The organism is Janthinobacterium sp. UMAB-56, from assembly GCF_900095265.1.
Taxonomy (GTDB): Bacteria; Pseudomonadota; Gammaproteobacteria; order Burkholderiales; family Burkholderiaceae_D; genus Janthinobacterium.
This window is the reverse complement of sequence record NZ_LT607652.1, coordinates 583,941-597,558: the sequence shown is the minus strand read 5'-3', so window position 1 is coordinate 597,558 and position 13,618 is coordinate 583,941. Positions and strand designations below refer to the sequence as shown.

Here is a 13,618-nt window from a genome sequence, read left to right as displayed (position 1 = left end):
TCACGCACGCAGCAAGCCGGTGTCGATCATCACAGGATGAAACCGCTGGGTTTCGCTGCCAGCGCCGCCCTGCTGGAGCAGCACCTGGCGCGGCGGCGGGGGCCGCTACGCGGGAAAAATAGCGACAATCGCGTTCATTTCCACTTGCCGCGCAATTCCTGCACTTTTTGCTGCAGCAACTCCGGCGTGGCGGCTTCGGGCGCCACGGGCATGCCCACGGCCAGCGACAGGCGCGAGCGCAAGCCCGCCTTGAAGGCGCGCTCGAACAAATGGCCATTGCGGTGGCTCAGCAGATGCCCCCACAAGCCGCGCAGCGCCAGCGGAATCACGGGCACCTTGCTGCGCTCGACAATCTTGGCGATACCGCCCTTGAATTCGCTGATCTGGCCCGTACGCGTGAGCTTGCCTTCGGGGAAGATGCACACCAGCTCGCCTTCGTGCAGGGCTTGCGCGATATCGATGAAGGCTTTTTCCATGAGGAAGGGGTTCTCCTTGGCCGGCGCGATGGGGATGGCCTTGGCCGTGCGGAAAATCCAGCCCATCAGCGGCATCTTGAAGATGCGGTGGTCCATGACGAAACGGATGGGACGGGGGCTGGCCGCCAGGATGACGATGGCGTCCACGTAGCTCACATGATTGCACACCAGCACGGCCGCCCCTTCCGTGGGGATGCGGTCGCCATCGACCACTTTTACGCGGTGCACCGTCTGGATGAGTATCCACGCCAGGAAGCGCATGAGGAATTCCGGCACCAGCGAAAAGATGTAGGCGGCTACCAGGGCATTCAAAATGGCCGTGACGAGGAACAGCTGGGGTATGGTGTAGCCTTGGCCCAGCAGCACGATGGCCACGCCGGCCGCCGCCACCATGAACAGGGCATTCAGGATATTCATGCCGGCAATCGTGCGCGAAATGTGCTTCGGGTCGCAGCGCGTCTGGATCAGGGCGAACAGGGGCACGATGAAAAAGCCGCCGAACACGCCGATCATGACGATGTCGATCAAAATGCGCGGCACGCCCGCCTGGCTGACGAAGGCCAGCGCATCGACCACTTGCGTATTCGCATACCCATTGCTGGCGAAATACAGGTCGATGCCGAACAGCGACAGGCCGATGGAGCCGAACGGCACCAGGCCGATCTCGATCTTATGGCCGGACAGGCGCTCGCACAGCAGCGAACCCGTACCGATGCCGACGGAAAACACGGTCAGCAGCAGCACGAACACGCTGTGGTCCCCATGCAGGAAATCCTTCGAATACACGGGGAACTGGGCCAGGATCAGGGCGCCGTAAAACCAGAACCAGGAATTGCCCAGCATGGCCAGGAAGACGGGACGGTTCTTGCGCGAAAAGTTCAGGTTGCGCAACGATTCGGCGACAAAATTCAGGCTCACCTTCAAGTCCGGCTCGGGCGCCGGTGTGCGCGGCACGCGGTAGCTGGCCAGCAGGCCGAACACGGCCACGGCGATGGTCGCGCCGGCCACCAGTTCCACGCCCAGCGGCTTGTGCACGATCAAGACGGCGCCGAGGATTTCACCCAGCAAAATACCGACAAAAGTGCCCATCTCGATCAGGCCATTGCCGCCCACCAGTTCCTCGGGCTTGAGCTGCTGCGGCAGATACGCATACTTGACAGGGCCGAACAGGGTCGAATGCACGCCCATGCCCACCACGGCGGCCACCAGCAGCCACAGGGTATGCGTCATCCAGCCGGCGGCGGCCACGGCCATGATGGCCAGCTCCATCCATTTGACGAAACGCGCCAGGCCCGCCTTTTCGAATTTGTCGGCCAACTGGCCCGCCGTGGCCGAGAACACGACATACGGCAGGATGAACAGGCCGGGGATCAGGTTGGTGATGGTGGACGGGTCTAGCGTGGTCCAGCTCAGCGCATCGTAGGCGAGGATCACCATCAGAGCCGTCTTGAACAGATTGTCGTTGAAGGCGCCAAAGAACTGGGTCCAGAAGAAGGGCCCGAAACGGCGCTGCGACAATAAGGAAAACTGGCTGCTTTGACTCATGGCATGGGAGGGGCTGGCTGAAGGAATTGCTAAAATACAGCACTATCTTGCGCACGACAATCTGAATGTCGTCATCTTGCTTGGCGTCAATACGGAAAACTGCCGGCCGCGTCATGCTGGCCATGCCTTGCTGACGCCATTCCATGCACTTGCCTTGACGCAACAGAAATCGCCTGTTTCTTGATAATAAGGTAATGTGCGCAAACATCGGGCGCCTTCGCCCTGCCCTACCCGGAAAGCTGCCCCCATGTCTGGATTACTATCGCTGATCATATTTGGCTTGCTGATCACCGCCCTCGTGCAGGTGCTGCAGTACCGCAGGAAAGTGGCCGATCTGGAGTTGCTGACGGCGCGCCTGCGCAAGGACGTCGACAGCGTGCAGGCGCGCCTGCGCGCGTTGGAAGGCCAGGCCGAAGCACCTGCTGCCGTGCCCGCCGTACCCGCCGTACCCGATAGCATTGCGCCAGTGGCCATGCCGGTGTCCGCGCCGCCGCCCGCTCCCGTGCTGCAAGCGGCTGTGGTCGAGCCGATCGAACTGGCAAAGGTCGCGCCAGCTGCTCCAGCCCCCACCTGCGCACCCTTGCCATCGGCAGCATCGGCAACATCGCCCACAGCCAGGCCTGCACCTGCCGCCCCCAACACCCCGACCTGGATCGCGCGCCCGGACGGCCTCTTCGCCAAGGCGAAGAACTGGCTATTTACCGGCAACCTGGTCGCCAAGCTCGGCTTGCTGATCCTGTTTCTCGGCGTCAGCTTCCTGCTCAAATATGTGTCGGCGCAGGTGACGCTGCCCATCGAGCTGCGCCTGGCTGGCATCGCACTGGCGGACATCGCCCTGCTGGCCTGGGCCTGGCGCATCCGCCTCAACCGACCCGGCATCAGCTTGCCGCTGCAGGGCACGGCGCTGGCGATACTGATGCTGGTGACGTTCGGCGCCTTCCGCCTGTACGAGTTGATCCCGGCCGGCCTGGCGTTTGCCGTGCTGTTCGTGCTGACGGCGTTCACGTGTTTGCTGGCCGTGCTGCAAAACGCCGTCTGGCTGGCCGTCTTCGGCATCGTCGGTGGTTTTGCCGTGCCCCTGCTCGTGTCGACGGGCAGCGGCAACCATATCGGCCTGTTCAGCTATTACGCACTGCTCAATGCGGGCGTCTTCGCCATCGCCCTGAAGCGCGCCTGGCGCGTGCTCAATGTGCTGAGCTTTGGCTTCACCTTCGTCGTCGCCACCACCTGGGGCTTGCTGCGCTACACGCCCGAGCACTATCTGTCGACGCAGCTGTTCCTGATCCTGTTCGTGCTGTTCTATATTGGCATCGCCATTGCTTACTGCGCGCGCCAGGCGCCGCGCCTGAAGCACTATGTGGATGGCACGCTCGTCTTCGGCACGCCGCTGGCGGCCATGGGCCTGCAATACGGCCTGGTCCGGCACTTTCACTTCGGCCTGGCGTTTTCGGCGCTGCTTGCCGGCCTGTGCTACACGGGGCTGGCCGTGGCGCTCTGGCGCCGCGTTGGCTTCCGCCTGCTGGCCGAAGCCTTCCTCGCGCTGGGCATCGTGTTTGGCACCCTGGCCATCCCGTTCGCCCTCGACGGGCGCTGGACGTCCGCCGCCTGGGCGCTGGAAGGCGCGGGCATCGTCTGGGTCGGCTTGCGCCAGCGCCAGACCCTGGCCTGGGCCTTCGGCCTGCTGGTACAGGCAGCTGCCTGGATAGCCTTCCTCGTCGCCATGCAGGAACTCGATACGGCAACTGCCCTGCACGCCAATATATGGCTCGGCTGCGCCCTGCTGGCTGCCGCCGCGCTGGTGATGGCCTACAATTTCCGCCGCCACGCCAGCCACTTGCATCCGGAATTCATGAGCAGCCTGTCCGTGCTGTTCCTGGCGGCCGCCACGGTCTGGCTGCTGGGCGGCATCTGGAGCGAAATCCTGCTGCGCACGGATGGCGTCACGCAATTGAACCTGCTGACCGTCAGCGCACTGGCAGTGGCAGCCTTGCTGGCGGCGCTGGCGCGACGCGAACCATGGCATGCGCCGCGCGCTCTGCTGCTCGCCGTGCAGGTGCTGGCTGGCATGATCATGCTCAGCCGCGCCAACTGGGCCTGGGATCAGCACCCGGCCAGCCTGTTCGACGGCTCCTTCCTCAGCGCCCTGCTGCTGGGTGCCGCCGCCTTTGCCAGCGCCCGTTTCCTTGCGCTGCGCGCGCGCGGCGGCGACGCGCTGCTGGCTCTGGTAGCGCGCCCGCTGCTGGTGTGGAGCGGCTTGCTGTGGTTTGCCGCCATCCTCGTGCCATTCACCAGCTGGCTGCTGCACCTGATCGACGGCAAGCTGGAGCTGCAGCCGCACGCGGGCGAACACTGGCTGGCGCTGTACCTGATTGCCGTGTGCGTCACGACACCCGTGTTCGCCATCCTGGCGCGGCGCCTGGACTGGCCGCCACTGCGCTGGTTCAGCGTGGCCGCCTGGCTGGGTCTGTTTATGTGGAGCGCTAACATGCTGCTGGCGCTGTACCTGCGCGACTACCTGCCGACCGGCTTGAGCTGGCTGGCCCTGGCCAGTGCCCTGGCGGCAGGTGAATACCTGCTGCTGGCCTGGCCGCAGGCCGGCTGGCCACTCGACGTGCGTGCGCTGCGCCTGGTACATACGCTGCGCACGGCAGCGCCCTGGCTAATGCTGTGGCCCGTAGGCGCCATGCGCGTCAACGCCTGGCTGGCACAGCATGAAGACAGCGTTAGCCCCGCCTGGGCCCGCTACTTGCCGGCCTGGGCCATGATGCTGGCGCTGGCCTGGCTGATCCGCCGCTGCCGCGCAGGTGCCTGGCCTGTGGCGCCAATTGCCACGTGGTACCAGCGCACCCTGATACCGCTGGGCGCGCTGTGGTCGCTGCTGCTGATCGCCGCGTGGAATATTCTCGACGATGGCGCCATGGCGCCCCTGCCCTATTTACCACTGCTCAATCCGCTGGACTTGAGCACGGGCTTCGCCGTCCTGCTGGCCATCGCCAGCTACCGTTCGCTGCCGGCGGGCCAGATGCCCCTGCCGGCTCTGTGGCAAACGCGCTTGCCTGTCGTGGCCGGGTGCTGCCTGTATGGCTGGTTCAACCTGATGCTGCTGCGCACGGTCTCGCACTATCTGGACGTGCCGTACACCTTTGACGCCATGCTGGCCTCGCAGTTCGTGCAAGCGCTGCTTTCGCTGGTGTGGAGCATCACGGCCCTGCTGCTGATGCGCCACGCGGCCCGCCAGCAGTGGCGCCAGCAATGGAGCCTGGGAGCTGTGCTGCTGGGGCTGGTCGTCTTGAAACTGTTCCTGATCGACTTGTCGAACGTGGGCGGTATCGAACGCATCGTCTCCTTTGTCGGTGTCGGCTTGCTGATGGTCTTGATCGGCTACCTGGCGCCTTTCCCCAAGGCTGCCGCGCCAGCGCCAGCCGAACCGCAACAAGGAGCAGCATGAACCCTTCATTGATCTGCTTCGGCCTGCTGGTGGCAGGCGCCGCGCTGGCAGCGCCGCCCCAGGACAGGCCGCAGGACTATCGCTGGAGCATCACGCTGACGCCGCAGCCTGGCGCCGGCCTGAGCCGCATAAGCATGCCCACCGACGTCTACCTGCATGCGCGCTCGGCCAGCCTGGACGACGTGCGCCTGTTCGACAGTACTGGCAAACCGCTGGCCTTCTCCCTGGCGGCCCCGCCCGCGCAATCGCGCACGCAGCGCGACACGCTGGCGATGCGTATCTTTTCCGTCACCGGCAGACACATCGGCTACTACGAACTGGACAACGTGGATATCCGCACCGGCAATGACGGCCGCCTGTTGTCGGTCACGGCACGTGGCGGCAGTGCACCCGATGCAGCGCCGGGCTTGCAAGGGCTGATCCTCGATGCGGGTCCACCCGCCAAGGATAGCCGCATCGGCGCCCTGCGTTTTACCTTACCGCCAGGAACCGACAACTACAATGCGCAAGTGCTGCTGGAAGTAAGCGACGACCTGAAACAATGGGATGCGATCGCCACTACCACCCTGAACTGGCTGCGCAACAGCGACACGCAAACCCTGGCCAACGACCGCATCGAGTTTGCGCCACGTGCCTTCCGCTATGCTCGGCTGAGCTGGCAATATGGCGAGCCCATCACTTTCGCCGGCATCACCGCGCAGCAGGTCAGTGTCACCGCCGTTGCCGCGCCACGCGCCACCATCGCATTGAAAGGGACGGCGGGCAAGAGCGTCGATGAGCGCCTGTATGCCACGCCGATCGCCATTCCTGCAGACAGCATCGGCTTGCAACTGTCTGAGGGCAACACGTCCATGCCCGTCACCCTGGGCGTGTATCGCCCGGCAAGCGCGGCGCCGCGCCGGCGTCTGCACCTGGGCCCGCAAGCGCGCGCCACGCAGGCCGCCGAGTTCGAACCACTGCTCAACACGACCTTCTACCGCATCAGCATGGATGGCAGGGAACGCGTTTCCGGCGACCTGTCCATGCCCGTCGTGCAAACGGCGCAATGGGTGCTGCGACCGCAATATCACAGCGGGACAAATCCGCACCGCGACTCAGTCTTGCGCCTAGGGTGGACGCCAGCCAGCCTGGTATTCCTGGTCAGCGGCAAGGGGCCGTATCAACTGGTCTTCGGCAGGAATGGCGCGACGCCGGCAGCACTGCCGCTGGCGCAGGTCGCGCCCGGTTTCACGCCAGAGGAATTGCTGGCGCTGCCTGCCGCCACGGCAGCCAAGCTTGTGGCACTGACCAGCGACGTTCCTGTCGAGAAGACGCCACACGGCGCAGGCTTGCGCCTGGCCGTACTGTGGGCCGCGCTTCTGCTGGGCGTGGCCGTGCTGGGCTTTTTCGCCTGGCGTTTGCTGTCGCAGATGAAAGAGGAACAAGGCAGTACCGACAAGCAGGAACACTAGCCGCCTGGCCGCGATATCGCTGCCTCACTGCCTTAGCAGCGCCTTGAACGTCTGCGGCATCCAGGGACGCGCCGCCAGCATGAAGCTGATGGCCAGGCGCTCGTCGCCAGGCAGGCGCGCGTCCTCCTGATGTTGCTGCGAGAATTCCACCGCCACTTGCTGAAGGCGTTCCAGCAGAGCTGCCGTGGATTTCTTCGACAGCATCACGTTCACCAGGCGCAGCAATTCCGTCTCGCCGTCGAACTGCGAATTCAAATAATCACCATAGGCTTCCTGTTTGAAATACGTGTGGATGGGACCATTCGGTATCCAAGCAAACGTGCGCGCCACCAGCAGTTTGACCCGGTTATTCGGCAGCAGTTCCAGAAAGCCGATCTTGTCGAGGCGCAGCAGGTATTTCACGGCTTGCGCCTCGCTGATGTCGTAGATGGCGACGATCTGTTCCAGCGGCAGCAAGTTCAGGGCGGACACTGCCACCACGAACAGCCGCGTGTCCTCGATGATTTCCTTTTCCTGCGCATACGTCAGCCCCGTGATCAGGGTCGGCGTGGCCTGGGCGGACTGCACAGCCAGCGCCAGTTGCTGAAAATCGCTGCCGATGGCCACCAGGATCTGGTCCAGCCGCTGCAGCGTAAATTGCTTCTGCGAAAACATCCGCTTGACGCTGGCTTCGGACACGCCGATGCGCTGGGCCAGCTCGGCATAGGTGACGGCGCGCGCTTTCAACAGGCGTTTCAAGGCTGCGATCAAGGCGTGGGTTTGCGGCATGCACTTCCTTTATAAAAATAACATCGGTTCTGGCAGCAAAAAAGTAGCGCAATACGCTACCTGTAGTCTGCCTGCCCGCTACGAGTAGCGTTTTCATTGACCAATTGCCCACAGTCTACAATGATGGCGTTGCCACTTGGCACACTTGAAGGAGAAACACATGAAACGCCTGCTGCCCCTCTGCCTGTCCTTGTCGCTGTTGACGCTCTCGGTGGCCGCGCCCGGTCTGGTCCACGCCGCCGCGTCGGAAAACCTGTCAAAAGGCTCGCAAAACCTCAGCGACGGGTCCGCCGTCGTCGTCGGCGGTTCGCTGTCGATGCTGGTCGCCTCCGGCCAGGTGGTCGTCGCCAGCGTGGAAACGGTGGGCGAAGGCATCGTCATCGTGCTCAAGGGCGCCTCCGAAGCGGGTGGCGCGTCCATCCAGATGAGCGCGCAAGCGGCCAAGGGCCTGTCGCTGGCGGCCGGCAGCGTAGTCAATGTGGTGGCGCTGTCGACCGGTCACATGCTGGTCATGTCGGGCAAGGCCATCGCCTTCATCCCGAACGAGCTGGGCAAGGCGCTGCTGCACCACTCCAAAGTGTAAGTACCAATGAAGAACGGAAATCCCATGAAACACGTATTTGCGATTGCCCTGCTGTGCGCCGCCAGCATGGCGCCATTGGCCCAGGCCGCCAACTCCGACACCACCAACGCTTCCGACAACGCCAGCATGGCCTCGGCCATCGTGCTGGTCGGCTCAATGTCGGTACTGGCCGCCGCCGGTGAAATCGTCATCGACAAGGTGGAAGATGTGGCCGACGGCAGCGTCCTCGTGCTGAAAAGCGCGGCCAAGGGTGCCGCGCAGGCGGCCACGGCCTCCGTCAAACTGAGCCAGAAGGCCACGCAAGGCCTGTCGCTGGCGGCCGGCACGGTCGTCAACGTGGTGGCCGTCTCGACGGGCCACCTGCTGGTGCTGTCAGGCAAGGCTATCGCCTATGTGCCGAACGCGGCCGGCAATGCCATCCTCCACCATTCGAAAGCGTGAACCCATGAAACGCCTGACTGCCATTCTCATCAGCCTGGCCCTGGCCGGTGCCGCCCATGCGGGGCGCTCGTGCGAGGATAAGCCAACGGATGCAGCTACCCTCGTCAAATCGATGGACCTGGCGCAAAAGACCTTGCAGGCGCTCGATGCCTCGGGTGCACAAGTGGCGCTGCTGGCGCGCGCCGGGCAAGACCTGTCGAAGTACAAGCTGCGCTATTCGCACATGGCGCTGGCCTGGCGCGACCACCCGAAAGGGCGCTGGCTGGTGGTGCATGAACTCAATGAATGCGGCACGGCGCAATCGTCGCTGTACAACGAAGGCTTGGGCAATTTTTTCATGGATGATGTGTTCATGTATGAAACCCTGATCCTGCTTCCCGACCAGGATACGCAGCAGCAACTGGCGCGCCTGCTGACGTCGAACACGCCCAAGCGCCTGCATGAGGCGCATTACAATATGCTGGCCTACCCGTTTTCCACCAAGTACCAGAATTCGAACCAGTGGGTACTGGAAACCCTGGCCGCTGCCAGCAACGAGCCTGGCAAGATCGAAACGCGCGCCGAAGCGCAATCCTGGCTGCGCAGCGCCAGCTATGCGCCGCAAACGCTCAGCATCCCCGCCGCCACGCGGCTGGGCGCGCGCATGTTCCGTGCCAATATCGCTTTTGACGATCACCCGTTCGAGCGCCGCATGACGCGCCAGATCGACGTCGTCACCGTCGACTCCATCGTGCGCTTCATGCGTCAGCGCGAACCGAAGGTGCAGGAAATCGTGGTGCGCGGGAATTAAGGACGCACCAGCACGCACGAGGTGGCCAGGTTGACCACCTCGTCACCGTTAAAACACCCAGAGCTTGTCGGCCGGCATGTGCAGCCAGTACTTGCCCGCTTCGAGCTTGTGGCGCGAATACGCACGCAGGCTGATGTTGTCTGCGCCGCCGCGCTCGAACAGGCACTCCCAGCGGTCGCCCAGGTACATGCAGGTCAGCAGTGGCAGCTCGATGGCGTTGTCGACTTGCGTGGCGCTGATCTTCACTTCCTCGACGCGTATCATGGTCGTCACTTCCGTGCCCACGTTGGCGCCGCGCGCCACGCCCTGCATGGGAGCGCCATCGACCAGCAGGCGCACGGCGCTGCCTTCGCGCTGCACCACCTTGCCGGGCAGGCGGTTGTTGCTGCCCATGAATTCGGCCGTAAACAGGGTGTCCGGCGTTTCATACATGCTTTGCGGCGTGCCCTGCTGCTCGATCTTGCCGTTATTGAGCAGCAAGATGCGGTCGGAAATGGCCATCGCCTCGCCCTGGTCATGCGTCACCATCAGGGCCGACAGGCCCAGGCGCACGATCAGTTCGCGCAAGAAGGCGCGCGCTTCCTCGCGCAGTTTGGCGTCCAGGTTCGACAGCGGTTCGTCGAGCAGGATCACGGGCGGGTTGTACACCAGCGCCCTGGCGATCGCAACGCGCTGCTGCTGGCCACCAGACAGCTGATGCGGGTAGCGCTCGCCCAGGTGACCCAGGCCCAGCTGCGTCAGCACTTCCTTGATGCGCGCGGCGATCTCCGTGCTGCCCATCTTGCGCAATTTGAGGCCGTAGGCGACGTTGTCGAACACGGTCTTGTGCGGCCACAGCGCGTACGACTGGAACACCAGTCCCAGATTGCGATGCTCGGCCGGCATCTCGAAGTGCTTCGCGCCGTCGAAGACATTGCGCGTACCGATTTCGATGCTGCCCGCCTTCGGGCTTTCCAGCCCGGCGACAGCGCGCAGCAAGGTGGTCTTGCCGCTGCCCGAAGGCCCCAGCAAGGCGACCACTTCGCCTTTTTGCAGGTGCATCGAGACACCCTTCAGTATCTGGTTGGCGGAAGGGCCGGTGCCGTAGTCCAGGTGCAATTCATTGACGGTCAATTCATTCATGATGTGGTCTCAATTTTTGTATTTAGTTATGCAACTCAGTTGTGTAACTTGACGCCAAAGCGCAGCGCGATGCCCAGGCCGATGGCCACCAGGGTGATGTTGATGAAGGACAGTGCCGCCACCAGGTCGGTCGAACCGCCGGCCCACAGCGATACCAGCATGGCGCCAATCACTTCCGTGCCCGGCGAAAGCAGGTACACGCCCGTCGAATATTCGCGCTCGAAGATCAGGAAGACCATCAGCCAGGCGCCCAGCAAGCCGTATTTGATCAGCGGCAGGGTGACGTCGCGCGTCACCTGGCCACGGTTTGCGCCGACGGCGCGCGCCGCCTCTTCCAGTTCCGGCCCCACCTGCAGCAGCGCGGTGGAAATGAGGCGCATGCCGTAGGCCATCCACACCACCGAATACGCCAGCCACAGGGCGAAGATGGTCGAGCGCACTTCACGCAGCACGGGGATCACATGGCCGCTCAGCCACAGGGCCACGCCGTTGTCCATGCCCTTGAGCATGCCGTCCAGCCAGGCCGGCACGAACAGGAACACCCACAGGAACGACAGGCCGGCCAGCAGGCCCGGCACGGCGCGTGGCACCAGCACGCTGTAATCGAGCAGGCGCGTGATGCCGTCCTGCTTGCGGTGCATGGCCAGCGCGATGAAGCTGTAGCAGCCCACGGCCAGCGCGCCGCCGACGACGCCGATCAGGATGGTGTTGACGATGCCGCGCACCAGCGATGGCTGATCGAAGATATCGCGGAAATGCTGCAGGGTCAGCACGTCGGCCAGGTGCACGCCCTCGCCCCAGTACTGCACGAAGGAGCGCAGCACGATGCCCGTCAACGGCAGGATGATGGTGAAGATCAGCCAGCCGGCCAGCAAGGCAAACGCCAGCCACTTCCAGCGACCCAGCGGCATGGCCTTGCTGCGCGCGCCCTTGCCCTTGATCGACACATATTTGTTGGCCGATTTCAGCAGCCAGCGCTGTATCATCACCAGCGGCATGGTCACCATCACCAGGCAGACGGCGACGGCGGCCATCAGGTGGTACGACGGCGTACCGAGCTTGTTGGTCAGCTTGTACAGATAGGTCGGCAGCACCAGATGGCCTTCCGGATCACCGAGCACCAGCACCAGGCCGAACACTTCAAAGCCAAGGAAAAACACCAGCACGCCCGCATACGCCAGCGCCGGCATGATCATCGGCAGCGACACATTGAGCATCACCTGGATCGGCGAGGCACCGGCCACGCGGGCCGCTTCTTCCACGTCCGAGCCCAGGCTTTTCAGGGCGGACGAGGCATACAGGTAAACGTGCGGCACGTGCGTCAGGCCGGCGATGATGACGATGCTGGTGAACGAATATATGTTCCAGGGGACGAAGCCGAGCAGCTCCTTGGCCCAGATCGAGTAGAAGCCCACAGGCCCCATCGAGACGACGTAGCCGAAGCCCATCACCATCGGCGAGACAAAGATCGGCACCAGCAGCATCGGCGCCACCCAGCCGCGTCCCGGCAAATCGGTGCGCACCATCAAGAAGGCCAGCATGCCGCCCAGCGGCACGGCGATGACGGTCAGGCCGAAGGCCAGCATCAGGCCATTCTTGAAGGCCATGGCGAAATCGGGATCATCGAAGATGAAGCGGTAGGAATCAAAGCCGAATTCGCGCACGGGCATGAAAAACGGCGCGTTCAAAAAGCTCTGGTAAAAAATCAGAAAGAGCGGCAGGAAGATGGCGATCAAGGTGACCGTCACGACCACGCCGCGCGACCAGTTCAGGCGCGACAAGGGAGAGCGCGACCGTGCAGGCAGCGGCAAGATAGCAGTTTGCATGATGAATCCAATGAATGAAGGGTGCGGCGTGCGCCCGCAAGCCATGCTTGCGGGCGGCTAAGACGGCATTATTTCTTGCCGGCTGTCTCTTTCCATTGTTTGAGGAAGGCCATGCGCTTGGCTGGCCCCAGGAATTGCAGGATGATCGGGTGCACGGGTATCGGCTTGACGTTGGAGGCGCCGATTTCCTTGATCAGTTCAGCCGAAGTCGTCTCGCCCGTGACGTCGGCGCGGATGGCGAACAGCTTGGCTCCGTTCGCGATGACGGTCTGGCCCCGGTGCGACAGGATGTAATCGAGCCACAGCTTGCTGGCGTTGACGTTCTTCGCGTTCTTGTTGATGAACTGCACGCGCGACAGGATCAAGGTGTAATCCTTGGGCAGTACCACGCCGATCGACGGATCGGTCTTGGCGCGCACCAGGGCGTAGGAGCCAAGCACGTTGTAGCCGATCAGGTTTTCACCCGACGAGATGCGCTCCATCATGGTGCCCGTCGACGACTGCACGCGCACCTTGGCCGCGCCAAACGCGTTTTCCAGCGCCAGGAATTGCGGGTATTCCTTGGCATCCTGTGCCATGAACATGAAACCCACGCCCGATTTTTCGATGTCGTAGGTGGTGACCTTGTCCTTGAACTTCGGCGTGGCGATCAGCTTGACGAATTCATCGTGATTCTTCGGCACTTCCTTGGCATCGAGCAGGCGCTTGTTGTAGACGATGGCAGCCGGCTCGAACGTGGTGCCGTAGGCCTGTTCATCCCACATGGCCCAGCCGGGTATCTTCGCCGCTTCCACCGACTTGTACTTGAGCGCATAGCCATCCGAGGCCAGGCGCATCTGCAAGTCCATCGCCGACGACCACATCACGTCGGCCGTGTTGCCGCCGGCGGCCACTTCGGAAATGAAGCGGTTATACACTTCGGTGGAATTCATGTCGTTATATTCGACCGAGATGCCAGGGTACAGGGCGTTGAAATCCTTGATCAGCGGAGCGGCAGCCTTGCTGTCGGTGGCGCTGTAGATCACCACCTTGCCTTCTTTTTTGGCCGCGTCGATGATCTTCTGGTAGTCGGCCGGATAGCCGGCCGGCACTTGCGCGAAAGCGGCGCCGGCCAGGCTGGCACACGCGGTGGCAAGGGCGACTTGAAGCAGGGTCTTGGTTTGCATGG

10 protein-coding genes are annotated in these 13,618 nt (G+C 63.3%); 5 read left to right on the top strand and 5 right to left on the bottom strand.

What is annotated here, in order from left to right; translation table 11 throughout:
- Positions 1–134 precede the first annotated feature (134 nt).
- The gene (locus tag K0F85_RS05705) at positions 135–2,021 is read right to left on the bottom strand and encodes an MFS transporter (RefSeq protein WP_219114927.1); all 1,887 of its coding nucleotides are present in this window, start codon (positions 2,019–2,021) and stop codon (positions 135–137) included.
- Positions 2,022–2,268: 247 nt separating this feature from the next.
- Here K0F85_RS05705 and K0F85_RS05700 point away from each other — a divergent pair, with 247 nt between their 5' ends.
- Both K0F85_RS05700 and K0F85_RS05695 read left to right on the top strand, forming a co-directional pair.
- Positions 2,269–5,469, top strand: coding sequence for a DUF2339 domain-containing protein (locus K0F85_RS05700; RefSeq protein ID WP_219114926.1), 3,201 nt, complete (start codon positions 2,269–2,271; stop codon positions 5,467–5,469).
- Positions 5,466–6,920 carry a DUF3999 family protein gene (locus K0F85_RS05695; RefSeq protein ID WP_219114925.1) on the top strand — a complete coding sequence of 485 codons (1,455 nt, stop codon included), beginning with the start codon at positions 5,466–5,468 and terminating at the stop codon, positions 6,918–6,920. The genes K0F85_RS05700 and K0F85_RS05695 overlap by 4 nt, the downstream gene beginning before the upstream one ends.
- A gap of 24 nt (positions 6,921–6,944) precedes the next feature.
- Here K0F85_RS05695 and K0F85_RS05690 read toward each other — a convergent pair whose 3' ends face one another.
- On the bottom strand, positions 6,945–7,688 hold the full coding sequence (locus tag K0F85_RS05690; RefSeq protein WP_257572546.1) for a helix-turn-helix transcriptional regulator: 744 nt from the start codon (positions 7,686–7,688) through the stop codon (positions 6,945–6,947).
- Positions 7,689–7,848: 160 nt separating this feature from the next.
- Here K0F85_RS05690 and K0F85_RS05685 point away from each other — a divergent pair, with 160 nt between their 5' ends.
- The 3 genes from K0F85_RS05685 to K0F85_RS05675 are packed head-to-tail and all read left to right on the top strand — an operon-like array spanning position 7,849 to position 9,502.
- Entirely contained in the window at positions 7,849–8,271 is a 423-nt protein-coding gene (locus K0F85_RS05685; RefSeq protein ID WP_219114924.1) for a hypothetical protein, read from the top strand.
- A gap of 24 nt (positions 8,272–8,295) precedes the next feature.
- A complete protein-coding gene (locus K0F85_RS05680; protein WP_219114923.1) occupies positions 8,296–8,712 on the top strand; it encodes a hypothetical protein in 417 nt (138 codons plus the stop codon).
- 4 nt (positions 8,713–8,716) lie between these two features.
- Entirely contained in the window at positions 8,717–9,502 is a 786-nt protein-coding gene (locus K0F85_RS05675) for a DUF2145 domain-containing protein (RefSeq protein ID WP_219114922.1), read from the top strand.
- Positions 9,503–9,550: 48 nt separating this feature from the next.
- Here the strand turns inward: K0F85_RS05675 and K0F85_RS05670 are convergent, their stop codons facing one another.
- The 3 genes from K0F85_RS05670 to K0F85_RS05660 form a co-directional block, all read right to left on the bottom strand.
- Positions 9,551–10,624, bottom strand: coding sequence for an ABC transporter ATP-binding protein (locus K0F85_RS05670; protein WP_219114921.1), 1,074 nt, complete (start codon positions 10,622–10,624; stop codon positions 9,551–9,553).
- Between the two features lie 35 nt (positions 10,625–10,659).
- A complete protein-coding gene (locus K0F85_RS05665) occupies positions 10,660–12,450 on the bottom strand; it encodes an iron ABC transporter permease (RefSeq protein WP_219114920.1) in 1,791 nt (596 codons plus the stop codon).
- A gap of 68 nt (positions 12,451–12,518) precedes the next feature.
- Positions 12,519–13,616, bottom strand: a complete 1,098-nt coding sequence (locus K0F85_RS05660; protein ID WP_219114919.1) for an ABC transporter substrate-binding protein — start codon at positions 13,614–13,616, stop codon at positions 12,519–12,521.
- Between the last annotated feature and the right edge of the window lie 2 nt (positions 13,617–13,618).